A 26,758-nucleotide genomic window follows, 5' to 3' on the forward strand; every position below is an offset into this window, starting at 1 on the left:
AACCTCTAAACAAAAGATTAACTCTTTTAACCATAAATCCATTTTTTTAACCATAAATCAATGGTTTTTTTCAACATTCACTCTTTTTTATAATTATTTTTTCTTGATATGGTACCTTTAGAATAAAGCAAATGCTCCAGGAAAAGTACAAAAAGGGTTCCCATAACAAAACCATTGCCCAGAACTGGCCTTAAAATAGCAGGCAACTGTGATGCAACTTCTGAGGGTAAAAAGGCAATGGCAGTACCCAGAATCAATGGTAACCCAATGATCATTCCATGGTCAACTGTTTTAATTCCATCCTTTTCCACCACCAGGAGTAGGGAAGCCCCAATCTGAGCGGTGAGGATATAAAGAAAAATAACACCAATAACTGGGGAAGGAATGCTACTCATAATGCCTATGGCCATGGGAGATAATGAAAGGATTATCAGGCCAATGGCAGCGGGAATAAAGGTGTAACGGGATGCTACTCCTGTGGCAGCTATCAAACCGGGGCTGATGGAATAGTTAACTGAACCCATAACTCCCATAATGCCTGAAAAAACATTACCCAACCCAGTGATGGTTATACCATTTTTAACCCTTTTTTCCATTTCATCCGCATTTAATATGGTTCCCACAGATTCAATGGAAGCCAGATCATTAACTGCCAGGGCAAAAAAACTAACCAGAAATGCAGCAAGAACTCCTACATCCGGAACTGCCAGGGACCCAGTTAAAGAATGAGGTAAACCCACCCGGGCCAGGTTCATGTCCGTAAAACCAGTAAAACCAAATATAAGGTAATAGACCAGGGTGCCGATGAAAAGGGCAGATAAGGTTAAAGTTGATTTCCAGATTCCTTTTAATAATGCATGGGCTGCTAAAAGCACCACCACAAACCCCAGAGAAAACAGAAAGTTATCAATGGCAGTTACTGGGCCACTGACACTTATCAGGCTGATTATGGTGGGAAGAAGGGTGAAAGAGATGAGCATGAGAATAACAATAATGACCCTTGGAGTGAACAGTTTTTTCAAATAATTGAAAAGACCACTGGCCGCTAAAATGGCCAGTACTAAGCCTCCAATCAGTACTGAAGAATTAATAGCTCCCATGCCCTGATGAGAACTGGTTAAAATTGCAACCAGAATAACCGCTGCAGGACCCATAATCAGGGGGAGTTTGTGGCCCCTGAAGATCTGCAATAGAATCAAAAATCCCAGAACCAGGAATAGCTTCTGGATGTAGGAGATGTAATCCCCATCCATCACACCAACCACTTTTCCCATGATCAGTATGAACGGTATAGTTACTGCCAACCATTGCAGGCCGAAAATAATCATATCTGAAAGTTTAGGTTTGTCATCAAGTCCATATCGCATTTTTATCGTCCTTTATAATAATAAATGGGGTTAACTATGATACAGATGTTAATTATTCCCTAAGATATAAAAAATACACTCTTTTAAAAACATCCCCTTCTTTAAGGTTCTGGTTTGGCTATAAGTTGAGTAACTGGAAGAATCATTTCAAAATAAAATTCATGTAACATTATTTCATCTGGCGACCACAAAGATATATATCTGTATCAACAATTTAATAGTGTTGAATCTAATTTTACCTATTCCAGCTAAATAGTTGATAATAACTCCTCTTATCTTAATTATATCTTTAATTGGAGTTAAAATAGTTTAAATGGTTAATTTGGGTTTTTAAAATCTTAAAACCTCTTAGTCGAATGTTTTTAGAGTATTAAAAAGGAGAAAAAGATGACTACTAATAATCAAAGTTCAAAAGATGTGGATCAGCGCATCTCCATGGTTACGGGGGAACCAAAAAGGGCAATCCGGGTACTTGCCATGCCAATGATCATTTCCATGTTTTTAATCATGGCTTACAACTTGGCAGACAGTATATGGGTGGCTGGCCTTGGACCAAATGCCCTGGCTGCGTTAGGTTTCATCAACCCTCTTTTTATGATAGTGATAGGTTTGGGTAATGGTCTGGGAGCGGGGGCCATGTCCCTGATCGCCCGATGCATAGGTGCCCAGAATAAAAAAGGTGCCGACAATGCGGCAATGCATTCACTACTACTTACAATTGTAGTATCTGCCGGAGTAACAGTTGTTCTGTTGGTGTTCTTAAAACCCATCCTGCTACTGATGGGTGCCGGTGTTACTGTAGATCTGGCAATGCAATACGGTCAGATAGTATTCGGGGGTCTAATTTTCTTCATGTTCTCCAACGTAGCTTCCGGTATTCTCAGGGCAGAAGGTGATGTTAATCGGCCAATGTATGCCATTGCGGCCACTACCATCCTGAATGTAATATTGGACCCTATATTCATCTACTACTTCGGATGGGGAGTAAGCGGGGCAGCCTGGGCCACCATACTTTCCAGTTCCATCTCCTGTGTGGTCCTGATCTACTGGTTACTGTTAAAAAGAGATACTTATGTTTCTTTCTCAGGAAAAGACTTCAAGGCAAGCTGGAATGTGGTTAAAAACATATTAATGGTAGCACTACCAGCCAGTGTGGAATCACTGGTTATGTCTATCCTGGGAATAATCTTAAACTTCATGCTGGTTATAACTGGGGGAGCAGAGGCAGTGGCAGTCTACACTGCTGGCTGGAGAGTAGTTATGATGGCCATGATACCACCAATTGGAATTGGAACCGCTGCCATCACTGTTGGTGGAGCAGCATACGGGGCCCGTAAGTATAAAAACCTATCCACTGCTTTAAGCTATTCTGCCAAATTAGGAGTGGGAATAGCCCTGGTTACCGCTACATTAACCTATGTCTTCGCCGGGAGTATAGCCACTATATTCACCTACTCCCCGCAAAGTGCTTTCATGGCACCATCCATTGCAGCCTTCCTCCAGGTGATGTTCCTGTTCTTCATCACCGTTCCACTGGGAATCACTGCCAGCTCCATATTCCAAGCAATGGGGAAAGGATTCACCTCCCTGATACTAACAGTATTGAGAGAAGTGGTATTTGTTGCCTTTTTTGCCTATCTATTTGCCTTCACACTGGGATTTGGATCATCAGGTGTATGGTGGGGAATAGTAGTTGGAGGAGGACTGGGATGTGCAGTGGCCTATACCTGGGCTACCATATACGTAAGACGTCTTAAAAGAAATTATTAAGATTGTCTATTTAAAAAAAGAATGAATATTAACTTTAAATTAATATTCATTTTTTAATCAATATCCCTCTCTTATTGCGGTGCCGTTATATACCCAGTTACCAGCAACATTACCGTTCTTATCTTCAATTCTATTTGTAGTAACATTTATCTGATTTATGGATTTAAATGGAGCTTTAGAAGTGATGTAATACACGTTTGTTCCGTTTTTAAGATTTATCACTTTATAGAATTTTCCATCTTTATCCACCGGAACAATGTCTCCATCAATAGTTACAGTAGCAAAACGTTCTGTTGTACCGGATATGTTCAGTGTAGTTATTTCTTTGTTCATCCCTGGACCATCATAGTGATCATAAGAACCATCATCATAATCTAATTCTAAATTTGTGGGTCCCATTCCAATAAAATAAAAAGCGATAATAGCTAGGGCTATAACCCCTCCAACCACGATTAAATTTTTTATCATCATTATTTGTCTCCCTTAATCAAAATAATTATTATTCTTCCATTTCACATGTAACCTTAAATACATTATGATTATGGAATCCATTGGGAGGGTGGCAATGATTTTGGTACCGATAAATCCAATTTAATGTCCTAAATAGTTCATACGGTTCTATAAATATGTTAAAAAGAGTAATTGAATAGTTTAATGGTTGTTTATTGTATGATAAGTATTTTTATCCTTAATAATCTTTTAGGAAAAATCTCCAGAAAAAGGATCCCAACTGGAATCTTCATGCCAGCTGTACTCAATCTGAATACTCTGCTTTTTAGCCACATCATAACCCAATAAATCAGCAACAAATCCCAGAGCCATATCCATTCCGGCACTCACCCCTGAACTGGTATAAATATTACCATCTCGGACCCAGCGAGCTTTATGAACCCAGTTCACCTTTGGAAATTCTTGGGTCCATTTGAATACTCTTTTATTGGTGGTGGCATTTTTACCATCTAAAAAACCGGTTTTAGCCAGAAGTATGGAGCCAGTACAAATGGTTAAAATGTATTCTGCATCAAGGTATAAAGCTTTAAGACGTTCCAGGAAAACCTCATCCTCTACTAATTTGCGGGTACCCATTCCACCTGGAATCATCAGTATATACTGCTCTAGGTTTAGGGAATTTAAGGGCTTAGTGCAAACAGGCACATCATGGCTGCTTTTAATGATCCCACCCTTAAGAGAATAAAAATTAAGGTGAAAATCTTCTTCAAGTCTTCCCAGGATTTCAACAGGGCCAAAAACATCCAGGGTTTCAAATTCATCAAACAGGATGGTTACAATTTCGCGCATGTGGAGTTTCTCCATTTATTTAGGGGTTAAATTCATAGTTTAGATTAATCTCATATCATGATTCTTCCTTGATCCAAATAAAAATTTACTAATGTGGTGGTTGGAAAATATATAACTAATAAGGGGGATTCTAATTGAAGTTAAGTTTGGATGAACCAAATACCAAATCTAAACCTTTGATTATGGTTATTTTATTAGCCCTGGCTTGTATTTTAACCTATTATTTCCATTTTATTCTAAGATCTGGCATAGTATTCTCTCAATTTTATTATATTCCAGTTATTATTTCTGCATTCTGGTGGAAAAGGAAGGGTATATGGGTTGTTTTTTTCCTGGTGAGTGTTCTTTTTATTTCAGAGTTAATAAGTCCAGTTGATCCCTTGATTTTACAGGTGTATAGGGTTATGATATTATTTTCAGTTAGTGTAATTATCATTTTCATAAGTGAAAGAATTGAAAAATCACAGATTGAACTGTCTGAAAGTGAAGAAAAATACCGTAACATAGTAGAAACAACACATGAAGGTGTTTTAACTGGAGATATAGATGGAACTATTCTTTATGTTAACCAGAGGATGTGTGATTTGTTTGGGTATAAAAAAGATGAGATATTAAACCATAATATTTTTAAATTCGTGGATGAAGATAAGAGGCATATTTTTGTTGAAGTCAGAAACAAAGTTTTAAAAGGTGAAAAAGTCACATTTACTCCGGAATTCCGTAAGAAAGATGGTTCCACATTGTGGACCCTGGCCCAGGCATCCCCATTATATGATAGTCATGGAAACCATCTATCCAATCTTTTCATGCACAGTGACATCACTGAACTTAAGAAAACCCAAAAAGCCCTTGAAGACTCACATTCTCAATTGGAAAAAAAGGTAGAAGAACGTACCCGAGAATTAGCAGAAAGTGAAGAAAAATACAGAACTCTTTTTGATAAAGACCCCGATTATAACCTGCTCATAGATGTGGATGGTGTAATAGTTGAAATAAATAAAGCATTAATCAATCTGCTAGGCTTATCTAAAAGTGAGTTAGTTGGTAAGAATTTTACAGAATTGGGAAAAATGGAGCCCGGATACATATCCTTTATTTTAGGGAAATTATCCCTTTTATTGGATGGGAACGTCATAGAACCATTTGAAATCAGGTTTAAAGATAAAAATGATGATATTCATTGGGGTTTGGTGCATATAACTCCGATTCTGGATAATGGAAAAATTGCTCACGTTTTAGTGATTGCAACGGATATTACAGGGCAAAAAAGTGCTGAAAACGAAATTAAAACATCTTTGAGGGAAAAGGAGGCACTTTTAAGGGAAATTCATCACAGGGTAAATAACAATATGCAGATCATCTCCAGCTTACTAAACCTTCAAAAAGAGTATGTAAGGGAAGATGAGACGAGGGATGTTCTTCAGGACAGTCAAAGTAGGGTTAAATCCATGGCAATGGTCCATGAAAAACTTTACATGTCAGGTGATCTGAGCCACATAAACTTTAAACAGTACACTGAAAAACTGGTTTCAGACATATTTTACACCTATGAATCACAAATGGATAGGATTCGACCTATTTTTAACCTGGAATACGCTGAACTTAACATGGAAACAGCTATACCTTTAGGTCTGGTAATTAACGAACTGGTGGCCAACAGTCTTAAATTTGCTTTCCCAAATAAGGAGAAAGGTTCAATTACAGTCGAGATGAAAACTAAAAATGATGAATACACCTTGATAGTTGCTGATGATGGGATAGGTTTCCCTGCTGATGTTGATTTTAAGAAAACTGATTCATTAGGTTTGCAACTGGTTAACAATTTGGTAAATCAACTTGATGGTGAAATAACCCTGGACAGGAGCCATGGAACAGAATATAAGATCACTTTCAAAGAGTTAAATTACAAAAAACGGTTGGATATTAACAATACAGTTGAATAAATTTATCTTTAAATCAAAAAAATAGTTTTTAGGATATTTTCAAATGGTGCGTATTTAATCGCTATTCCTCATTCTTCTTTGTTTTTCCTTATTTTTATTTTATTCTCCTTACTATTCATTATCTTTCTTTATACTTCATTAATCTCCAATATTACGCTATATTCTTACTTTATTATTTTCAGCATTAAATTCCCACCTTTTTGGAATTCATAGTTAACCCGTACTGTTTCCACATCATAACCCTTTCGAGAAAACCCATCAATGACCGGGTTAACATAGGTGGATGTTGTGGCATTCATATCCAATAACGGGAAGATTCTAACTTCTTTTGACACTCTTAACATTTCATCAATGGATTTTAAATGAAATTCTAGTGATAGGTTTTCAGTGTATAAAAATAGGAAATGAGAAGACAAGGCTAAATCGAATTCATCAGATTTAAATGGTAAAAAAGGTAATTCTGCTGTTATGTACCGTTTTGCATGTTTACCTGCTTCATAATCTGATAGAAATTCTTTCATGGATTCTATTCGTATTTTAAACAGTTCCTCCACACTTCCAATTCCAGACCATACAAATTTGTCCTGGTTCTTTTTAGTTTGAGCCATGACTATCTTACTAGTTTCAGCTATCCTGTTTTCAATTTCAGTTCTGCTTAACCTATAAACTGGATCAATAGAAACCACGGTTTTCCCTTTCTGGTTCATAGAACTATTAAAACTGGCCGGTCCATCTCCACAACTTAAGATTGGTTTATTCAAGTCAGGTGGGGTTAAATTGAACATGTCAACATATTCTGGGTATGATCGCCCCCATGGAACCACGGATTCGTATTTAATTCCCATTTTTAATTCTCCTTGCCTAGTTTACAATTCTCCTTATTTTAACTCATCATCATGAATAAGCAGGTGATTGGATGGTTATGTTCTATTAATGGATAAGTTATGGTACTATTTAATACTTTGTAGTACAATTATATACATTAAAACTATTTATGGATTATAAAAAAGAAAAAATGGAAAAGAAATGGGAAAAAAAATCACTCTTTTCTAACGGAATTATTACCAGATCTCCTGGAAAATCTGGAGCTAATTGATATGAATGCATCAAAAAGGGGCACCAGAATGGCTTTGCCAATTTTCACCCTGTAGCTGAATCCCACTCCTCCCAGTTCCTTGGAAACATCATTTAAAAGGGTTGGTATTTCCAGTTTCTGGGGGCAGGCTCTCACACACTTCCCACAACCATTACAGAGTCCTGCATGGGATTCGTTCCCACTGAAAACACCACCCAGTCTTGTCAGGTAAGTGAATGATGTTCCTCTGGTTTTGAACATGTACTTGTGGTTGTAGATCTCAAAACATGTGGGAATATCCACTCCTCGTGGGCAGGGCATGCAGTAACCGCAGGAAGTACAGTTGATCTTCATAAGTTCATGATAAACCTGTTTAACCTCATCGTAAAGTTTTAATTCATCTTCACTGAGACTGCCGGGCAGGGTTTCTTCTGCTACCTGGATATTCTCTTTAACCTGGTCCAATTCACCCATCCCGGAGATCACACAGGTCACTTCTGGATGATTTAAGACCCATCTTAAAGCCCAGTCTGCAGGGCTCCGCTGAACCGGTGCATTATCCCATATCTTCTGGGCTTCTTCTGGCACATCGGCCAGAATACCTCCCTTCAATGGTTCCATGATGAATACACTGATCCCCTGTGAGTGGGCATACTTCACTCCTTCGGTTCCAGCCTGAGTTTTCTCATCCAGATAATTGTACTGGATCAAACACGCATCCCAGGGGTAAGCATCCACAATATCCTTGAAGGCATCACCATTATCATGGAATGAGAATCCGATGTTATTGATCTTCCCATCTTGTTTGGCTTTTTCTAAAAATTCCAGGACACCCAAGTCTTTAAGTCTTTGGAAGCTACCTTTCCCCAGGCTGTGAATCAGGTAATAGTCAATGTAATCTGTCTGCAGTTTGTCCAGCTGGGTTTCCAGGAACTTCTCCATGTCCTCATATTTTTTTATAGACCAGGAGGGCATTTTGGTACATAGTTTCACCTTTTCCCTGTACTCATTTTGGAGGATTTCCCCTAAAAAGGATTCACTGGCTCCGCCATGGTAGGGGTAGGCGGTGTCAATGAAGTTCACCCCCTGATCTATTGCGTAGTATATCTGTTCTTTTGCTTTTTCCTTGTCAATCCTTCCGTTTTTGGTAGGTAGGCGCATTGCTCCAAAGCCCAGTGCTGATATTTCATCACCATTTTTCTTATTTTTCCTGTACTGCATGGTTAATACCTCTTTATAATTGATCTGTCAATCGAATTCACATAAAATGGCTCTGTAGAAGTTCCTAAAACTTAAAGATTTCAAACTTTTTGCATGTAAATAAATGTTATAACAGTTGTTTTGTTTTTTAGTCTAACTTTTCCTTAATTAATCAACTTGATTGTGAATAACCTGGACCGGAGCCATGAACAGAATATAAAATCACTTTCAAAGATTTAAATTACAAAGAACGGCTGGATTTAAACAATAAGTTAAAAAATTGATTTTTTTTATCATTAAAAAGTTTAGGATCGAGATCGGCGGGAGAGTCGATCACTTAACGAGATAAAAACTTCAAAAACTGGCATGATCACTGCTCCTGTGATTTTTAATTTGTATTTAAAGCCACGACCTTCAAGTTCACTGGAAACATCAGTTAATAATTCAGGTATTTTCAGATTCTGAGGACAGGCCCTCACGCATTTGCCACAACCATTGCAGAGCCCAGCATAGGCTTCCTGGCCGGAAAAAACTCCTCCTAATATTGCAAGATAATCAAAAGACGGACTTTCATTGAACATGTACTTTTGGTTGTAGAAGTTAAAGCAGCGGGGTATGTCCACTCCACGAGGGCAGGGCATACAGTAACCACATCCAGTACAATCGACTTTCATGAGATCTTTATAAACTTCTTTAACCCTTTCATAAAGTTCTAATTCCTCTTCAGTTAATGAATTAGGTAAAACTTCATCTGATACCTTTAAATTTTCTTCAACCTGGTCCAGTTCACCCATACCCGAAAAAACAGTGGTAACCTCTGGATGGTTTAGGACCCAACGGATTGCCCAGTCAGCAGGACTTCTTCTGGTGTCAGACTCCTCCCAAATTTCTTGTGCTTTATCAGGGATTTTACCAGCTAAAATCCCGCCTTTTAAAGGTTCCATAATAAATATGTTTGTTCCTTTGGAGTGAGCGTATTCTAATCCTTCAGTACCTGCCTGATTTTTTTCATCCATATAGTTGTACTGAATTAGACAAACATCCCAATTGTACGTGTCTATAATTTCTTTAAAAGAATCTAAATCAGAATGAAATGAAAAACCGATGTTATTTATTTTCCCTTTTGCTTTAGCATCTTCTAAAAATTCAAGAACGCCTATTTTTTTAAGTTTTTCAAAACTTACCTTGCTCAGGTTGTGAATCAAATAATAATCAATACAGTCTGTCTGGAGCTTTTCAAGTTGAATTTTCAGGTATTTTTCCATGTCTTCATATTTTTTAACAGACCATGACGGCATTTTGGTGCAAAGTTTTACTTTCTCCCGGTATCCATCTTTAAGGATTTCTCCCAGGAATGATTCACTTGAGCCACCATGGTAAGGGTACGCAGTGTCAATAATGTTCACTCCCTGGTCAATAGCGTAATATATCTGCTCTTTTGCCAATTCTTTGTCGATCCTGCCGTTTTTAGTAGGCAATCTCATAGCACCGTATCCCAGGGTCGAGATTTCATCACCATTTTTCTTATTTTTCCTGTACTGCATGGTTAATACCTCGTTATAGATTGACCTGTCAGTCGAATAGTTTCACATAAAAATATACACTCACCGGGATATTCCATCCCAGAATAGTTCAAAGGAAAGATCTACATTCTCTTTATTCATTTTTTCAGGGTTTTGCTCAAAGTGCATTATGGTGTTGAGTATGTTACCCCAGAAATAATCCATGAGAAGTTCATCGTAGATTTCCTTAATTTCACCCTCTTCAAATCCTTTTTTATAAATTTCAAGCAGTTCCACAAATTTTTCTTCAATTCTTCCCTTGGTAAATGAGGTAATGTAGGGAGAACAGTGGAATGTCATTATAAAATTGAATTTATAAGGGTCTTTAATTCCCAAACACACAAATTTCAACCATAATGATTTAACATTTTCTTTAAATGGGTTGTTCTCATCATAATCCCCCTGAACCTCTTCCAGTATGCTTTCCTTGGTGTAAATATAAAGGCGATCAATGAGTTCTTCTTTGGTCTTGAAATAATGGAAGAGCGTACCAGTAGCTACTCCTGCAGTTTTTGCAATTTCAGCGGTGGAAGTTCCGTGAAAACCCTTCTCCACAAAGAGTTTAAGGGATGTATCCAGTATTTTCTGTTCTTTTTCCTTCAATTTTCTGACATCCTGAACTTAACTATTAGACTGATTAGTCAGTTTAGTATTTAAAATTTTCCATGAACTCCACTATCAAAGAAACCTTCTTTTCTTTAATACCCAATTCTTCCGGATATTCATGCCTTAACTTCAAATTAGATCCTCCCTACTATCCCTGGTCGGGTCGAAGTTAATGAATCTACGCACAGATTTAATGAAAAAGAGGTTCACAAAGACCAGGAAACTGCCCACAAAACAAACCAGGAATATTGTTCGTATGGGGAATATTTCGGCCAGCACACCCCCGGTAACCATGGCTAGGGGTGTGAGGGCCATGGTAATGGTTCCTACCAGTCCCATTACCTTACCCATCATCTCGTCAGGCACTACTGACTGAATAGATGAAAGGATAAACACATTAACCACAGATTCTGAAAGACCGGCGATTAAAAGAAGCAGAGCCATTAAATAGAACTGGGTGGTGAGGGCAAAGAGGATCAGGCACAGGTTACTGATAGTGAGTGAAATCAGCATTAATGTTGCCTTTTTGGATGGATGTACATTGACTGTTGAGAGAACCACCATCCCCATAAATACGCCCACAGTGAAACAAGCCACTGCTATTCCGTATTTTGCTGCTCCCAGACCGGGTGTGAACTGAAATAATGGTATGAGTAGTACCACAGCAATGTGAACCAGAAAGCTGAATATTGAAAATATCAATAGGATATAGAGTAATCCCTTTAATTTCCAGACAAATTGCGTGGATTCTTTAAGGTCTGAAAGGAAATTCTCGGTGGTTATCTTTGATTCTCTGCTTTTAGGGATCTTAGCGAAACTTATGGAAATTCCAGATAATATAAATGATATTCCATTTAAAAGAAACATCAGGGGTGCTCCTATTAAAACGTAGAGTATGCCTCCCAGTGAGTTTCCCAGGATATCGGCACCGGTGTTGGAAACCCCGAAAAGGGAGTTGGCATTGGTTAATTTATCCCGGGGAACCATCTGGGGTAGCACTGACATTGCTGCAGGTCCGAAAAAGGCCCCACCTATTCCCAAAATAATGCCTGCCAGGAAAACCATCCACAGTTGGAGTAATCCCATTATCGCTGCTATGGCAACTATTATAATAGTGATTCCCCTTATTAAGTCCATTAAGATCATCAGTCTCTTCCGGTTGGATCGATCCACCACTACTCCTGCAAAGGGCGATAAGATCACACCAGGTAAAAGAGAAGTGGCCATCAAAGTTCCCATGAGTGCGGGGGAGCCGGTAAAGGCCAGTACCCAGAATCCAAGGGCAATTTCATAGATCATATCTCCCATCATCGATATGAACTGCCCCTGCAAGAGTAAAAATAGACTTAAATTTAAGAATCCTTTCTTATTCGTTGATACGTTACTGGTTGTTGAGTTTACGGTTTTTTCATTTTCCATGCCCATTCTCCATGATTTATTCTGTGTGGCAAATAGTATGCATATCAAACTATATGTATAACAGAATGTATGTTTTGTATAATATATACTTATCGGAATATTTATATCTGGAAAGTAATAGAAAGTTGGATATGGATGATAAAGATTTACGGATAATCATCGAACTGTTCGATGATATAGGGGATAAGATACTTAAAACGGCTGAAATAACCCTGAAAAGCTATGAAAACCTAACCATAGCCGAGGCCAATGCTATTTATGTCATCGGTCCCCAGGAACCCAAGACCATGAAGCAGATTGCTGAAGCCCTGGGTGTGGCAGTAAGCACCCCTACCCGGACCATTGACCGGCTGGTTGAAAAGGGATTGGTCAACAGGAGCGTGGGTAAAAAGGACCGAAGAAAACTTCTAATTCAACTAACACCGGAAGGAAAGGAACTTCTGGAAAGAATGGATGAAGAAGGAATGTTAATGGCCCGAAAAATGTTCGAAAACCTCCAGGATGAAGAAATAGGATCTTTAAAGAAAATTCTGCTTAAAATCCGTGAAAAAATGTAAAGAAGTGGTCTTTTTGTTTTCTGAGGAAGATTTAATCCTGGAAATATCCGATAAAAACTTTAACAAAGAAAAATTTGTTGAAAGAATCATTGAAGACTCTAAAATTAGGGATGAAATAGTTCATTTGATGTTGAATCACCCTAAAATAATGGTTTACCACCATTCTTACAGTATAATTTCTCAGGCCAGTCAGATGAGACCTGAACTGTTTTATCAGTACTGGGATGATTTTGCATTGATTTTAGATCACCCCAATTCTTATCACCGTGATTTTGGACTGGTTCTTTTAGCCAATTTAACCCCTGTAGATAAAGAAAACAAATTTTCAAATGTATTTACAGATTATTACAGCCACATAAATGATGAAAAATTCATGACTGCCCGCAAGTGCGTTCAAAACACGGCAAAAATTCTGGAAAGTAAAGGTGAATTAACTGATAATATAACTGATATTCTTCTGGATGTGGATGAAAGGTGTGATTTTTCTCTAAAACAGAAAGCCTTGTTGAAATCAGATATCATAGAACTATTTTATAAATTTTATGAACAAATAAATTATAAAGAACAGGTTAATGAATTTGTGAAAGATGAATTAGACAGTATCAGCCCCAAAACTCGGAAAATGGCCAAAAAATTCATGAAAAAATATTGTTAAAACAGTTAAGAAAATGGATTCCCTGGTGAAGGTAAGGATTGACATAAAGCTATTAACCGGAAAGTTTAGAGAATGAACACTACTCAAACTTACAGGTGTACTAATGATTTCACAAATTAAAAAAATGTCCTCTTCAACCATATTTCCACTCTTATTACTTTTAACCATTTTATCCCTGGTAGTTTTATCTCCCATCGTAACTATGGTGATTTTTGGGGCTATTCTGGCCTATTACGTACGTTTCATTTCCTGTAGGATCAAACCTTACGTTAAATACGATACATTATCTATTTTCCTGGGAATGATCCTCCTGACCATCCCCATTGCACTACTGTTGTATTTTACCATCACCCAGATTTTAGGTATTTCCAGTTTACTCCTGGGTTCGGTTCAGCAGGCCACTGCAGTAAACTCCACCATGGACTTAAGCCACATCAATGGTGCAGTGGAAAAACTGGGCCTTTCACCAGCTATCACCCAGAACATCACTGATGCCATAAAATCAGGGATCCTGCAACTCTTATCTACCATAACCAATTCATTAATCAATATGGTTAGTTCTATTCCTGCTTTAGCTGCACAAATCCTTATATTGATCTTTTCAATATTCTATTTTGCCAGAGACGGGGATAAAATAGTTCAATACATAAAAGACGTGGTACCAGATAAGGATAAAGGTTTCTACCGTGAAGTCCTCAATGGTGCTGATGATGTCCTGAAGAGTATCATAGTTGGTAACATCATCCCAGCAGCCATCCTGGGTGTCCTCTCAGGAGTGGTGTACTACTTCCTGGGTTATCCCTACGTGATCTTACTGGCCATAATCAGCGGAATAGCCATGTTCATACCCATAATTGGACCATGGATAGTATACGGGGCCATAGGACTTTTCAGTATCCTCACTGGAAACACAACCCAGGGAATACTGGTAATTATCTTTGGCTGGATAATTGAAACCACCACCGACTTCTACATCCGCCCCCGCATTTCAGTCCAGTACTCAGAGGTACATCCACTGGTATTCCTACTGGGATTCATCTACGGGGCAGTGACCATGGGAATTCCAGGACTCTTCATAGGACCACTCATACTGGGAATAACCTACGCCGCCTACAAGGTTTACAGACAGGAAAGATTAAAATCAAAACAGGCAAATGATTAAGGATGTAAACAAGGGTTTGATGATACAGTAGTGGGTTAGGGATAATTAGGGTTGATTAGTAGGATTTAGAGATTAACTAAGATTTGATGATTCAGGTATATTCAGTTTAAGATAAGAGTAATGGATTAAGGAAAATTAATGAATTAAAAATACAAAATGAATTATAATCTCATTTAAAGGCAAATCCTGTGGATGGTGATAAAAATAGTAGAAAATAAGGACATAGCCATTTTCTCACTCTTTATACTGGCACTGGCCTATAGCTATTTCCTGTTGGGATATGACCAAACATTGCTCTACCTTTTCCTGGTAATCTTCCTGGTCTACAGTTTCATCTCCTTACACGTGTCACGTAAATACGGTGCCCAGATCAAAGGCTGGCCCAGTATACTAAAAGAGAAGGATTACACCTCCATTGCCCTGACTGTTCCCCAGACCGGTCTAATGATGGCAGTCCTGATCACGTTTTACACTGGAATTTACAGTACAATCATCGTATTAATTGGTTTTTTGGTGATGTTTGTGGGTATGGGCTTTAATTTAATGGTCCGGAGAGAATTAGGTAAAAACTGGGTGCCACTTTCAAAAACAACTGAGAATCAGGAACTGGTATTTTAGTCCTGTTTTCAGGAGTGGCCATTATATCACAGAATGTATGGGGCTTGATTTTTTTCATTTTATTCATAGCTGGATTGATCATTAGAATGAAGAAAGAAGAGAAGGAATTAATCCTCAAGTTTGGTGAAGAATACCTAGAATACATGAATAATACTCCCCGGTTGTTTCCAAGAGTTTGAATGAGTTGCTATTTAAATTTGAATTGTAGAATTATGTACTTAAAATTGAGGATTTATGCACTTATTAATGGGATATAGATTAGTTTAAGGCTATAATTTATAATTTATAAACAGAATTAAGGGTTAACTGTGAAGGAGATACAATGGAATCTGATGATAAAATTAGAAAGTTAAAAGAGGCCTTAAAAGATAGGAACTGCCGTATCGAAAAGCATTCCAGTGTTATGGAGATTACTTTCACTCAAAAAGAGGATGCAGGCTGGTTTGAAAACATCTTCGAGGATTACCAGCGAGAATCTGCAGTTAGCTGCCTGATGTCCATGCGTGGGCCCAATGCCAGTCAAAAATTTGTCTTCAATGTCCGGGACATGGATAAGTTCATTGATTTAATAGGAAAAAGTTGATCTAATAGGAAAAAAGTTAGGATGGCATGGTATGCAAAATATGCATGACCAAAGTTATCCCTTGACTAATTCCCAACCAATTTCCCTGGCCTGGTCCATAACCTCTTTTTTGTTTTTAACTTCTCCTGGAATACTGTTTTCTGTTGAGGTGAGCATGTCCACCACATTGTAACCTAAAAAGTCGAACATGTTACGGGTGTAGTAAAAGTATTCCTTAAACATGTTTTCATCAGGGTTGTTCTGTGAGAATACCAGAGCCATGCTTTTTTGGCCGTATTTTTCTTCAAATCCAGTTTTGAAGTTGGCAAAAAGCCGGTCAGTAAAGAGCTTTGCCTGGGCATTCATCTGCCACATGTAAACAGGGGATCCCAGTATAAATGCATCTGCATCTCTTATCTGGGAGTAGACAATCTGCATATCATCGTCAGTACCACATTCTCCCTCATTCGCCTTGCAGTGCATGCATGCCTTACAGGGGGCGATATTCATTGCGCTCAGATTGAAAAGTTCAGTACTCGCTCCTGCTTCACTGGCACCCTTTAATATTTCTTCAATCATAATTCCAGTGTTACTCCCCTCCCGGGGGCTTCCATTAAATCCAATTACTTTCATTTTATTGACCTCCTCTTACTGGATTTTATATTTTCATTACTGGATTTATACAATTCATTATATGAATCAAATAATTGTTGTTAAATTATTTCCCCATTTATGGAAATGGTGTAGTCCTTAATGATTATATTCTTCTGGGCTTTTTCCAGGGCACGTTTGACTATCACTTCAATACCAGAGCAGCAGGGAACTTCCATGTGCACTATGGTAATGGATTTTATATCCTGATTGGTGAAAATCTCAGATAACTTATCCACGTATTCCTCAATGGTCTTATCCAGTTTAGGGCAGAGAATTATCAGAATCTTGTCCTTCAAGAATCTTTGATGAAAGTTTGGGTAGGCAAAGGGTACACAATCGGCAGTAATGAGTAGATCCGCATGTTTAAGGTAGGGTGCATTGGGATTTAGAAGCTGCAGCTGTACTGGCCAGTTACCCAGTTCTGCACTTAGAATCTGTGGAGATTCCCCACTTCCAGACTTGGGCTCTGGAACCTGCATTGCCGAACCAGGGCATCCACAGGCCAGGGGTGCTTCCTCTTCATAATCTGGTACTTCAATATTTTTTCCTTTTAAGAAGCTGAGAGCTTCGTTTAAGTATTTGGTCTGACCATGTTCATGAAGATGTTTCAGATGGGCCTTGGTAACGTTAGGACCAGCTTTTACAATATTCTCCATGACCTTGTATTCATCATATGGTTCAGCTTCTCTTTTTTCAATCTCTATGGCCCCCTCGGGGCAGTCTCCAATACAGGCCCCCAGTCCATCACAGAAAAGATCACTTACCAAACGGGCCTTACCATCGATGACCTGCAGTGCACCCTCAGGGCACCCGGTAACACAACTGCCACATCCATTACATTTTTCTTCATTGATTTTGATAACATCCCTTTTCATAATAAAACCTCATGTTAATGAATAAATCAATAGGTAGATCATTCACTTTAGTGACTAAAATTATTATATGTGATTGACAGTTGAAATAACATTCCATCTGCCAGGAATATCAGTCAGTTAGGGTACATGTAACATTATATTTAGTGCAAGTTTAGAGTTATTAATTTTATATTTCATTATATTATCAATATCAGGTCAGTTAATGACAGAAATTGGATATTTCTGGTGGGTTAATGGGGGTTGAAACATAGATTAAAGTATTATTAAATTAATTTATTTTTGTGGAAGTTAGAGATCTGATGAAAAATGGTTTTAATAAATTTAGTTTGAAACTCGAACTTCGTAATATGCCGATATAACGAAGTAATGGTCAACAGAATTGAGATAAATAAATTATCTAAGTGGTAGTATGTTATATCCAATAAGAGATTTATTTTTCCGACGAATGGAAAGACTAGAAGGGAAAATCCCAGATTACTATTCTTATGATCTTGATAATAAAGTCAGATTTAAGATTATTAATCATATTCTGGACAATACTGGTGATGAAGAGCTATCTGATCTTATTGGCACACTTAGAATGGAGTTAGGGCGAGAAATATCAGATAATTTATATAATAATGAGATCATTGAAGGTTTTTTGTATTCATGTGATGAAAATGAATTTCTTTCAGCAATTGAAATCTTGATTAGCTTAAAGTATGATGATAGTCCATTATATCGGATCTTAGTAGAAGGATCACGAAGTGTGGTAAAAAGCACTGGAAAAACAATTGAAAGACCTCCCAACCCTCAATTTGTTAAAAAAGAAGAAGAATTTAAAGAATTCATTAATATAATTAATGAAATTTTCAGGATAGATAAAATAGGCTATGAAATTGTTCCTGTCAGTTTACCAAAATTACCATATATTGTTGTACCATTTAACTCGCAGTATTTGTATGTTGAAACAATCAGAGAACCTTTACTTTTATTGAATGATACAAACTTTAGGGGTCCATTAAATGAGTTTGAACGTGCTTTGGATGATTACAGATATGAAAAATATGATGACGCAATTCATAAAGCTAACAAATCTTATGAAAGTACCCTAAAAACAATTTTAAAGAAAAAAAATCATGATTTTAATCCTGCTAAGGAAAAAATATCAACACTTGTGCAAAAAGTTCAGGATGAGACAGATATAATTGATTCTAGTTTTAGAGATTTAGTAAGTCCATTTTTTTCCGTTTTAAAGAAGGGCCCAAATATTATTAGAAATATGGAGGGTATTGGGCATGGACAAGGAGTAGATATTAAAGAGATGGAAAAAAGTTATGCAGATTTTGTTCTGAGACTTACAGGGACATATATTGTTTTTCTCATTGAAAGGTACAATGAAGTTGAATATAGTGATGATAAACAATAGATAATAGGATCAATAAGGAGATGTCATTTGATTATGTTTTTTTAAACCATAGGATCTGTTGGGTTTCTATAATCCTATTATTCAAATCCATTTCTATTTTTTCCATCAGCCCACTGAATACTTTCCCCTCAATATGATCATTGGCCTTTAAATAATATTCAAGGGCTTTTTCATTGGAATTGTATTGTCTGTTAAGATCTCCAATGGACATAAGTATTATAGCAGTCCAAAGCCAATTTTCTAAGAACTGAGCGAGTTTCAATGAATTTAAAAATAAAGCTTCGGATTCCCCGTAACTTTGATGGGATAAAATTCCAGCTTTATCCATATCTTCAAATAAAATATCATAAAGTAATTTAGGCCTATTTTCTTTATTAGTTATATTTGGGTAAATCTCATCGAATAAGTAGATGTACTTCTCTACAAAGGATATATTTCTTGTAGTTGGCTTGAAATCGACGATATCATCCTTATGGAATAATTGTTCATCTCCTCGTTCATTCAGAATTTTGTATCCTTTAAGCTTCCTATTTTTATAAAATGGCCTGATGATTTTCGGATGAATCATTTTAAGTTTAATGTCCCGTTTTTTGCCTTTTTTAATCACTGTTTTTAAGAAAAACGATTTTCCATAAAGCAATGAATATTTCATTTGCAATATAATTAATTCATCATGTAAATTCTCATCTCTCCACTTTTCTAACATTTCCATCATTTTAGTATCTGGGACTTCATCATTGCCAGTATACTTTAAGGAAAGACCTTTACCAACAATCATACGTGCAGTTATATCAATTAAAACCCTTAAAATAGGTATATTTTTGTAAATATATTCATAATAATCATATTTCATTGATAAAGTATCACTATATGCTTTTTTACTGTTTAAAACTCTTATTTCCCTAGTTTTTGGAGTGATTGAAAATTTTCCATGATTTTTATATAAAAATAGAACATGATCACTTTTATTTAGTTTGAAGACTCCTTCTATTAATTTCTGAATTGATTCTGTCTTAACAGTCGAACCAATCACCTTTGAGATTAAAGAAGTAGCATATAGAATGGGTTTTATATTAGGATCTTCCGACAAATAGGCAGCTCCAGCACCCAAAAGACTGATTGTTGTGGATATATGTGATATATTAGTTGTGTGTTTTTCTTTTGCATCTCTCATCCCTTCCACAATTTGACCAGCTTCAGAAAGTTCATTTTGAAGAGTACTTGTAAATTCGATAATTTCATCACTATTTTTATCAGTTATGACTTTTTCTAAACTGTTTAAAGCATCAATAGCTCCTTCTGAATCAAAAGCGAGGGCATCATCTATATTTAAAGGTAGATGCATTACGATTTCTTCAGACAATGTTCTACCTAGATCATATGACAATATTTCACTACTTTTGCTCAAAAAACCCTTTTTAAGGGTTTCATTAGATGTTCTAAGAATTAGATCATTCAAAATCTCTTTCATGTTGTAGCTCGCCATGTGAGTTCCATTTAAAGAGTTAAGAAGAGGATCAGCTAAAAAAGAGGCATAAGCAGATGAATATGAAAAAGCCCAATCTAACCTGCCGTGACCGGCATCTAATATCCCCTTTATGAACCTATTAACATTATTATAACCTGCGTAATTCAACTTTAGAAAATTATTTCGTGTGAATTTTATGTAATCGTTGTTAGTAAAATTACCCAAATAAGGTTTATTGCCAGTTATTATATCAGAAGAGACCAAAACTAATGGATCAATCATTCCCATTTCCATAGAAACATTATTACCAAAATCAAAATCCTTTTCCTTAAAAAAATTTTCTATTTCTTCACTTTGTTCGACTATCTTATCATTAATTAATGATCCGAATACCAAATTAACCAAAAAAGATGAATGAGGTCTTCTAGATAAAATCGGATCAAGGTAATCCAAACCTTTATAATGAGAATAAAGACCCGGAAGTCTAATAACCGCCCTTTCTTTTCTTTCTAATTCGATTAATTCTTCAACAGACACCCCATAATATCTTTCAAATAAATCCTCATTAGGTAAAGGAATTACATCTACAATTATAGTTTTAAAGAAAGGTAAAAGTTGATAGGGTTTAATATTGTTAGAGGTAGCAGAATTTGAACTAGTATAAGGTGTTATTAAGTCAAGATCTGGATAAAAATCTAATATGTCAACATTATTTTCTTTAACTTTTTTCTTAATTCTCCCATATTCCGCTGCTTTGAGCTCATCTAATTTACTAAGAACTTCTAAATCCATATTTTATTATTTTGTTATTCATCAATTTATACTTATTAAAAACCGAACAAAATATAACAATAATACTGCATTTTGATCATGAAAAAAATTTACATAAGAGTTATATACTACTTAATCATTAAATATGTTTGTTTTCATGCTCTGATATATTATAAATAAGTTATGATCATTCAATTTTTAAAATAAAGATCATTTATCCACCCATTGGCGAAAATACTGTACTTTAGTTTAAGTACTAATAAAGATTGATACACTTTATCCGGACAATAATTCAATATCCTATCAAATGAGGGTGGTTAATTTTCCTTTTTTGATTTATTATTATTTTAGGCCATAATTCTGATAAAAAAGGTTTATTTGCTCCCTGTTAATTTTGTATTCAATTATAACACCTAAAACCAGTTCAATGTTTGATTAATTAGCTATATTAAAAATTACAGTTTTTTAAAAAAAATTAAAAAAGTGAGGATTATGGAAACCTCATTCAAAATATTTTTAGGGATTATGTTTGTGCTTGCAGTTTATATGTTGTTATTTGGTCATTTTCATCATCCAAGTAAAGTGTGAATGGTGATGTGCCTCCTGCAGGTATGGAATCAAGGCTGGCATATGTTGTATGTGTTGCAACAACTTTACCAGTTGAATCATATCCGGTTCCGCTGATTTCAACATATTTTTTATCAGTATTATAATTGTTTTGAACTTCACCTGAAACTATGTAATTTCCTATACTATCTCGTCTTGCACTTGAACTTAGTACGGTTATGTTTCCTGTTGGTTGTGAAGATGTGCTTACAGATGGAGAGGATGAAGATGTTGAAGTTGTTTTATCAGAAGAAATCATCCCTGCCAAACCTACAATTACTATGAGTCCGATAACACAAACTCCTACCAGCAGGATGGCTGCTTTTCCACCTGAACTTTGTTTACTCCACCATCCACTTGCTCCACCTTTTGGCTTTTTATTTTCTGATGGTGCAGTTACAGATTCTTTTAATTTTGTACCACAATTCTGACAGAATCCTGCAGAATCTACGTTTGCTTGATTACAATTAGGACAAATCTTTGTCATTTAATCGCTCCTATTTTTTTGATAATTAAAAAAACATCAACTACTAATTATCATCCATTTTATTGCTTTGACGATAATTGCAAGACCTAATCCTCCAATTAATCCAGTTAATAATCTTAACCCATTATTACTCAATCTTAAACCAATTAATTGCGTAAAACCATCTAAAAAAGCAGGAATTAACATTATTATTGCGATAGAAATTAAATAAACAGTATACTCGACGTAAACAAAATAAGCTAAAATAAAATAGGAAAATGCCCCTATATAGAATCCTGTGCACCTTGAACAAACAGGAAAATAATGACCCCTAATTTTAAAGGTTCTTTCAGGGATTCTGTGGCATATTAAATTTGAAAATTTAAATTCTTCATTACTTAGTTCGTGTTTCATAGGCCCCCGCCCAATTTTTGTTTGATAACAATTTTACAACTAAACAACAATATATTGTAAGCATATTTAAATGTTACTTTTGGTTAATACTAACTATTCAAAATCAAATTAAATTAATTGTAATTCATTTGATTAACTAAAATCAGTGATTTATTTTATTAAATACTATGAATCGGTTTATTTAAACTGATAAAAATGTTATATGTCTTTAGGAATGTTTAAAAAAAGCTTTGATCTAGAGGAGTATTATTTTTATTTGAAATAGGTTGAATTTTTCAACCAGTTCTGATAAACAAATCTTTTTTCAAATTACAAAAAATCTCATATCCCCAACTCTTATCCCCAAACCATAATAATTAGCAAGGACAATGAATACATAAAAGTTATATAATGGATTATCAGGGGGAATGAACGGTAAAAAGCTATTACCATATTTTCAAGGAAATATTCGATAAATCTCCCATGGGAATTCTTCTTTATGATGAAGAAGGGGAACTGGTGGATGCTAACCCTGCTGCAATAAAATTAATAGGATTACCTAAATTAAAGGACCTGCCCGAGATTAACCTATTCCATAATCCAATTATCCCCTGCCAAAGGGATGAAATCAGGGAAAAGGGTGTTATCAGATTCCAAACCCAACTTGATTCTGGAAAAATTCGCGATTATTTTATTTTTACTTCTTGTGATCCTTTATTAATCGAGGGAACAGTTTCAACCATTGATTCCGGCTATTTGGTCCAGATTCAGGAAGTCATCTCCGAAAGAACTGAAGAACTCCATATAAGTGAAGAGCGATACCGTCGTTTCTTTGAGGATGACCTGACTGGGGATTTCATCGCCACTCCTGAAGGTGCAGTTATGGAGTGCAACCCTGCTTTTGCAGAAATATATGGGTTTTCTAGTCGTGAAAATGCTCTAGAAGCTAATATAGCAGATTTCAACCCGGATGACTGGGAAAATTTAATAAAAAACCTTGAAACCGACCATAAAATCCAGGGCCACCAGACAACGCACCAGAGGCCTGACGGGAGGAATATCCATATTGTCAGTAACGTGGTGGCCATGTTCGATGAATCCGGTCAATTAATCCAGGTTAAAGGTTATGTCTTTGATGACACCGAACGCAAGGAAGCTGAAGAAGCTTTAAAAAGAAGTGAAGAAAAATACAGGCGACTTTTTAACGAAGACTTAACCGGGGATTTCATTGCCACGCTAGATGGTGAAATACTGGAATGTAACCCTGCTTTTGCCCAAATACATGGGTTTAAAGATAGTGAAGAAGCTGTTGGATCTAATATTTCCAAATTCAACACCCATGACTGGGAGAACCTTATCACTCGCCTCCAGGATAAAGGTAAAATACAGGATTATCAAAGCTGGCAGATAAGACCAGATAACATGAAGATTCATGTTGTGGCTAATGTGGTGGGTATTTCCAATGATCAGGGAGAGATGGTGCAGGTTAAGGGTTATGTTTTCGATGACACCGAACGTAAGGAAGCCGAGGAAGCCTTAAAGCAGAGTGAAGAAAAATATCATCGTTTATTTGATGAAGATCTCACTGGGGATTTCATTGCCACCTTAGATGGAAAAATACTGGAGTGCAACCCTGCCTTTGCCGAGATTTACGGCTTTGATACCATTGAAAATGCACTTAAATGGAATATATCCGAGTCAAACCCGTTTGATTGGCCTTATATGGTTACCCGTCTCAAAAGCGAAGGTAAAATAATGGGATTTCAAAGCTGGCAGCGAAGATATGATATTATGCGGATCCATGTTATTGCCAATCTGGTGGGTATCTTCAATGATTCTGATGAACTGGTCCAGGTTAAAGGCTATGTCTTTGATGACACTGAACGCAAACAGGCCGAAGAAAAACTGGAAAGTGGAAAACAACAAGTAACCAACATATTAGATAGTATACAGGATGGATTCATGGCATTGAATAATTTCTGGAATTTCATCTATGTTAACCGGTGTGCTGCCGAGTATCTGGGTGTAGATGCAGATGATCTCCTGGGACAAAACCTGTGGGAAAGGTTCCCTGAATTTACAGGAACTGTATATGAGACCCGGTTACGTAAAGCAATGGGAGATAAGGAAATACAACACTTTGAAATTTCTGAATTTTCTAAAAATGATCACTGGTTTGATATCAGTGTTTATCCATCTGATGATGGGATTTCAGTCTACTGGCGTGATATCACAGAGTGTAAAAGCGGAAGCAGGTAAATAGTAAGGTTAAAAATAAAGAATTAACAATTTTTACTATTATCAGCAAGTTTATTTATTAACAAGCTGTTTAATGTATTTTTAACCAGGTTTTACTATTTTCCCAGGGAACTTTTTTTTAGAATATTTCAAATTATTAGAATGTGCATAAATCTAGGATATGATGCTAACAGGAATTTTAGCTCTTCTAACCACTCTTTCGGTAGTACTGCCCATTAAAAACTTCTCCAATCCATGTTTACCTGATTTGCCCATTATTATTTGATCAACACCTTCTTCATCCGCTGTTTCTAGGATAACATCTTCAGGCTTTCCTTGTTTAATTAAGGTTAATAAATTAATGTTTTTGCAGTTGCCTGCGCATTCTTCGGATTCAATTTTATTTTTGAACTTTTCAACAGCTTCTTTTCCTTCTTCACGCATTTGTTCATCTAGTTTTTCTCTTAGATCCTGTTGTGGTAACGCGTTCAGGTAATCGGTATCAATCACGTTTAACACAATTATATCTGCACCACTCAAATTTGCAGCAGAAATTGCATATTCTCCAGCTCTTTCGGATGCTTCTGAACCATCTGTAGGTAACAATATTTTTTTAAACATTTTTAAAACCTCTATTCATTTATTCCATCATTTTCGAGTTTTAGATTTTTTTTAAAAAATAAATAAAAATGTAGAATCAGATTCTACACTTTAAAGTTTTTACACTTTTTTTATCCAAGCGCTGGTTTTGCAAGGGGGCTCAATAGAATTATAATGGTTACTATAATTCCGATTATAACTAGTGGGACTCCTGCTTTTAGTATTTCCTTGATCTTCACGTACTCGGTTCCGTAGGCCATTGCTACTGTTGGGTCGGCCATTGGGAGCATGAATGATAGTGAACAGGCGATTGCTACTGGAACGGCGTATGTTCCTACTGGTTGTCCCTGTGCAGTTGCCAGTGTAACTGATAATGGTACCAGTATGGCTGCTAATGCAATGTTGGACATTACCTGAGTTATAAGAACGGCAATTATCATCAGAACTACAGTTATGAGGATAATTGATGGGTTACTTCCCAGTAAGCCCATTATATCAGTTATAAGCCAGTTTGCTGCTCCAGTTTGCAGTAGTGCTGCTCCGAGGCTTAATGCCCCTCCGAAGAAGACGATTAGTCCCCAGTCTACACCGTTCTGTGCATCTTTCCAGTCGAGTATTTTGAATATGAAGAAAAGCACAGCACCGATCAGGGCAATAGAATAACTGTTAAGTCCAGTAAAGCCGGCGGTAATCCATAATCCAATAGTAAAAATGAGTATGGCTAATGAAAGCTTTTCTACATTTTTCATGGGTCCCAGAGATTCCATTTTATCGGATATGGTCTTACTCCCACCTACTATTCCCTTTACTTCTGGTTTGAACATTCTGCCTAGTAATTTCCAGATGATGAGCATTAGAATAATTGCAAGGGGGAATCCGAATATCATCCAGTCTGCGAAGGGGATGTTGGTGTAGGCTGCTGCCATTAGGTTGGGTGCGGTTCCTATTTCTGTTCCGAATCCTCCTGCGAGTGAACCGTAGGATGCACCGAGTACCATGGCTTTTGCGAAGTTGCTTTTACCTTTTTCAGGGTCGTCAACTCCCATTAGTGGGATGATTTCCTTGATTATGGGTAGTAGCATTGCAAAGGCTACCACGTTTTCAATCCAGGCGGATAATATTCCGGTGGAGAATACTGCCACGAAGATGCTTCTATCCGGTGTTGTACCGAATTTATTAAGCATTGCATATGTTAGTCGTGTGGCTAGTCCGCTTTTTCGGATTGCTTCGGCAATAATAAAACCACCAATCATCAGGAAGATAATTGGGTTTGCAAAACCAATCACAGCATCATCAAAACTTGCAACACCAATTATGGGCTGTATGAATAGTAATATTAAAGAAGTAACTGCTAAATGTACTGCTTCTGTAGCCCACATTATAACGGCGAATACAAGTAATGCAATTGCTGCGTGACCTGAATAGCTTAAACCGTTCATTGGAATTAGCATTATTACTATAAAAGCAATAATGGCCAATGGCAT

The 26,758-nt window shown here is 36.6% G+C and carries 25 protein-coding genes; 10 read left to right on the plus strand and 15 right to left on the minus strand.

The features are described from left to right. Positions 1–77: 77 nt before the first annotated feature. Positions 78–1,367 (minus strand): uracil-xanthine permease family protein, encoded by a 1,290-nt coding sequence (locus tag A994_RS04465; protein ID WP_004030117.1) that lies wholly within the window; start codon positions 1,365–1,367, stop codon positions 78–80. 387 nt (positions 1,368–1,754) lie between these two features. Between A994_RS04465 and A994_RS04470 the strand changes: the two genes are divergently transcribed. Further along, positions 1,755–3,137 (plus strand): MATE family efflux transporter, encoded by a 1,383-nt coding sequence (locus A994_RS04470; RefSeq protein ID WP_004030118.1) that lies wholly within the window; start codon positions 1,755–1,757, stop codon positions 3,135–3,137. A gap of 57 nt (positions 3,138–3,194) precedes the next feature. Here the strand turns inward: A994_RS04470 and A994_RS04475 are convergent, their stop codons facing one another. Together A994_RS04475 and A994_RS04480 are read right to left on the minus strand one after the other, a co-directional pair. Beyond that, positions 3,195–3,608 carry a hypothetical protein gene (locus tag A994_RS04475; RefSeq protein WP_004030119.1) on the minus strand — a complete coding sequence of 138 codons (414 nt, stop codon included), beginning with the start codon at positions 3,606–3,608 and terminating at the stop codon, positions 3,195–3,197. Positions 3,609–3,836: 228 nt separating this feature from the next. Further along, on the minus strand, positions 3,837–4,436 hold the full coding sequence (locus tag A994_RS04480) for a DJ-1/PfpI family protein (protein WP_004030120.1): 600 nt from the start codon (positions 4,434–4,436) through the stop codon (positions 3,837–3,839). A 134-nt stretch (positions 4,437–4,570) separates the two neighbouring features. Here A994_RS04480 and A994_RS12840 point away from each other — a divergent pair, with 134 nt between their 5' ends. Then, positions 4,571–6,379, plus strand: a complete 1,809-nt coding sequence (locus tag A994_RS12840) for a PAS domain S-box protein (RefSeq protein ID WP_004030121.1) — start codon at positions 4,571–4,573, stop codon at positions 6,377–6,379. 164 nt (positions 6,380–6,543) lie between these two features. Here A994_RS12840 and A994_RS04490 read toward each other — a convergent pair whose 3' ends face one another. The 5 genes from A994_RS04490 to A994_RS04510 form a co-directional block, all read right to left on the minus strand. After that, entirely contained in the window at positions 6,544–7,224 is a 681-nt protein-coding gene (locus tag A994_RS04490) for a hypothetical protein (protein WP_004030122.1), read from the minus strand. Positions 7,225–7,418: 194 nt separating this feature from the next. After that, on the minus strand, positions 7,419–8,675 hold the full coding sequence (locus A994_RS04495) for an aldo/keto reductase (protein WP_004030123.1): 1,257 nt from the start codon (positions 8,673–8,675) through the stop codon (positions 7,419–7,421). 284 nt (positions 8,676–8,959) lie between these two features. Then, positions 8,960–10,198, minus strand: coding sequence for an aldo/keto reductase (locus A994_RS04500; RefSeq protein WP_004030124.1), 1,239 nt, complete (start codon positions 10,196–10,198; stop codon positions 8,960–8,962). Between the two features lie 60 nt (positions 10,199–10,258). Further along, positions 10,259–10,819 (minus strand): TetR/AcrR family transcriptional regulator, encoded by a 561-nt coding sequence (locus tag A994_RS04505; protein ID WP_004030125.1) that lies wholly within the window; start codon positions 10,817–10,819, stop codon positions 10,259–10,261. 132 nt (positions 10,820–10,951) lie between these two features. Further along, positions 10,952–12,241, minus strand: a complete 1,290-nt coding sequence (locus tag A994_RS04510) for an MFS transporter (RefSeq protein WP_004030126.1) — start codon at positions 12,239–12,241, stop codon at positions 10,952–10,954. 131 nt (positions 12,242–12,372) lie between these two features. Between A994_RS04510 and A994_RS04515 the strand changes: the two genes are divergently transcribed. The 6 genes from A994_RS04515 to A994_RS04535 all read left to right on the plus strand — a co-directional run bounded on the left by A994_RS04515 (position 12,373) and on the right by A994_RS04535 (position 15,816). After that, a complete protein-coding gene (locus A994_RS04515) occupies positions 12,373–12,798 on the plus strand; it encodes a MarR family winged helix-turn-helix transcriptional regulator (RefSeq protein ID WP_004030127.1) in 426 nt (141 codons plus the stop codon). Then, positions 12,785–13,453, plus strand: a complete 669-nt coding sequence (locus A994_RS12845) for a hypothetical protein (RefSeq protein WP_237739699.1) — start codon at positions 12,785–12,787, stop codon at positions 13,451–13,453. Before A994_RS04515 ends, A994_RS12845 begins: the two co-directional genes overlap by 14 nt. A gap of 103 nt (positions 13,454–13,556) precedes the next feature. Further along, on the plus strand, positions 13,557–14,615 hold the full coding sequence (locus A994_RS04525; protein WP_004030129.1) for an AI-2E family transporter: 1,059 nt from the start codon (positions 13,557–13,559) through the stop codon (positions 14,613–14,615). A gap of 192 nt (positions 14,616–14,807) precedes the next feature. Then, complete coding sequence (locus tag A994_RS04530) at positions 14,808–15,233, plus strand: hypothetical protein (protein ID WP_004030130.1); 426 nt, start codon at positions 14,808–14,810, stop codon at positions 15,231–15,233. A gap of 14 nt (positions 15,234–15,247) precedes the next feature. Next, complete coding sequence (locus A994_RS13360) at positions 15,248–15,412, plus strand: methyltransferase family protein (protein WP_192812695.1); 165 nt, start codon at positions 15,248–15,250, stop codon at positions 15,410–15,412. 143 nt (positions 15,413–15,555) lie between these two features. Continuing rightward, entirely contained in the window at positions 15,556–15,816 is a 261-nt protein-coding gene (locus A994_RS04535) for a hypothetical protein (RefSeq protein WP_004030131.1), read from the plus strand. 54 nt (positions 15,817–15,870) lie between these two features. Here the strand turns inward: A994_RS04535 and A994_RS04540 are convergent, their stop codons facing one another. Both A994_RS04540 and A994_RS04545 read right to left on the minus strand, forming a co-directional pair. Next, entirely contained in the window at positions 15,871–16,428 is a 558-nt protein-coding gene (locus A994_RS04540; RefSeq protein WP_004030132.1) for a flavodoxin family protein, read from the minus strand. 80 nt (positions 16,429–16,508) lie between these two features. Continuing rightward, complete coding sequence (locus tag A994_RS04545) at positions 16,509–17,324, minus strand: ATP-binding protein (protein ID WP_004030133.1); 816 nt, start codon at positions 17,322–17,324, stop codon at positions 16,509–16,511. 409 nt (positions 17,325–17,733) lie between these two features. Here A994_RS04545 and A994_RS04550 point away from each other — a divergent pair, with 409 nt between their 5' ends. Then, positions 17,734–18,732 (plus strand): abortive infection family protein, encoded by a 999-nt coding sequence (locus A994_RS04550; protein ID WP_004030134.1) that lies wholly within the window; start codon positions 17,734–17,736, stop codon positions 18,730–18,732. Positions 18,733–18,763: 31 nt separating this feature from the next. Here A994_RS04550 and A994_RS04555 read toward each other — a convergent pair whose 3' ends face one another. The 3 genes from A994_RS04555 to A994_RS04565 form a co-directional block, all read right to left on the minus strand. Continuing rightward, positions 18,764–20,992 carry a tetratricopeptide repeat protein gene (locus tag A994_RS04555; protein WP_004030135.1) on the minus strand — a complete coding sequence of 743 codons (2,229 nt, stop codon included), beginning with the start codon at positions 20,990–20,992 and terminating at the stop codon, positions 18,764–18,766. Between the two features lie 502 nt (positions 20,993–21,494). Further along, the gene (locus A994_RS04560) at positions 21,495–22,064 is read right to left on the minus strand and encodes an FxLYD domain-containing protein (RefSeq protein ID WP_004030136.1); all 570 of its coding nucleotides are present in this window, start codon (positions 22,062–22,064) and stop codon (positions 21,495–21,497) included. A gap of 36 nt (positions 22,065–22,100) precedes the next feature. Beyond that, positions 22,101–22,457, minus strand: coding sequence for a DUF2085 domain-containing protein (locus A994_RS04565; protein ID WP_004030137.1), 357 nt, complete (start codon positions 22,455–22,457; stop codon positions 22,101–22,103). 444 nt (positions 22,458–22,901) lie between these two features. Here A994_RS04565 and A994_RS04570 point away from each other — a divergent pair, with 444 nt between their 5' ends. After that, entirely contained in the window at positions 22,902–24,695 is a 1,794-nt protein-coding gene (locus tag A994_RS04570) for a PAS domain-containing protein (RefSeq protein ID WP_272942731.1), read from the plus strand. A gap of 153 nt (positions 24,696–24,848) precedes the next feature. On the opposite strand, the gene A994_RS04575 is transcribed toward A994_RS04570, so the two are convergent. Both A994_RS04575 and A994_RS04580 read right to left on the minus strand, forming a co-directional pair. Continuing rightward, positions 24,849–25,295 carry a universal stress protein gene (locus A994_RS04575; RefSeq protein ID WP_004030139.1) on the minus strand — a complete coding sequence of 149 codons (447 nt, stop codon included), beginning with the start codon at positions 25,293–25,295 and terminating at the stop codon, positions 24,849–24,851. 110 nt (positions 25,296–25,405) lie between these two features. Then, positions 25,406–26,758 (minus strand): DASS family sodium-coupled anion symporter, encoded by a 1,353-nt coding sequence (locus A994_RS04580; RefSeq protein ID WP_004030140.1) that lies wholly within the window; start codon positions 26,756–26,758, stop codon positions 25,406–25,408.

Origin of the sequence: Methanobacterium formicicum DSM 3637 (genome assembly GCF_000302455.1) — an archaeon.
GTDB classification, from domain to species: domain Archaea; phylum Methanobacteriota; class Methanobacteria; order Methanobacteriales; family Methanobacteriaceae; genus Methanobacterium; species Methanobacterium formicicum_A.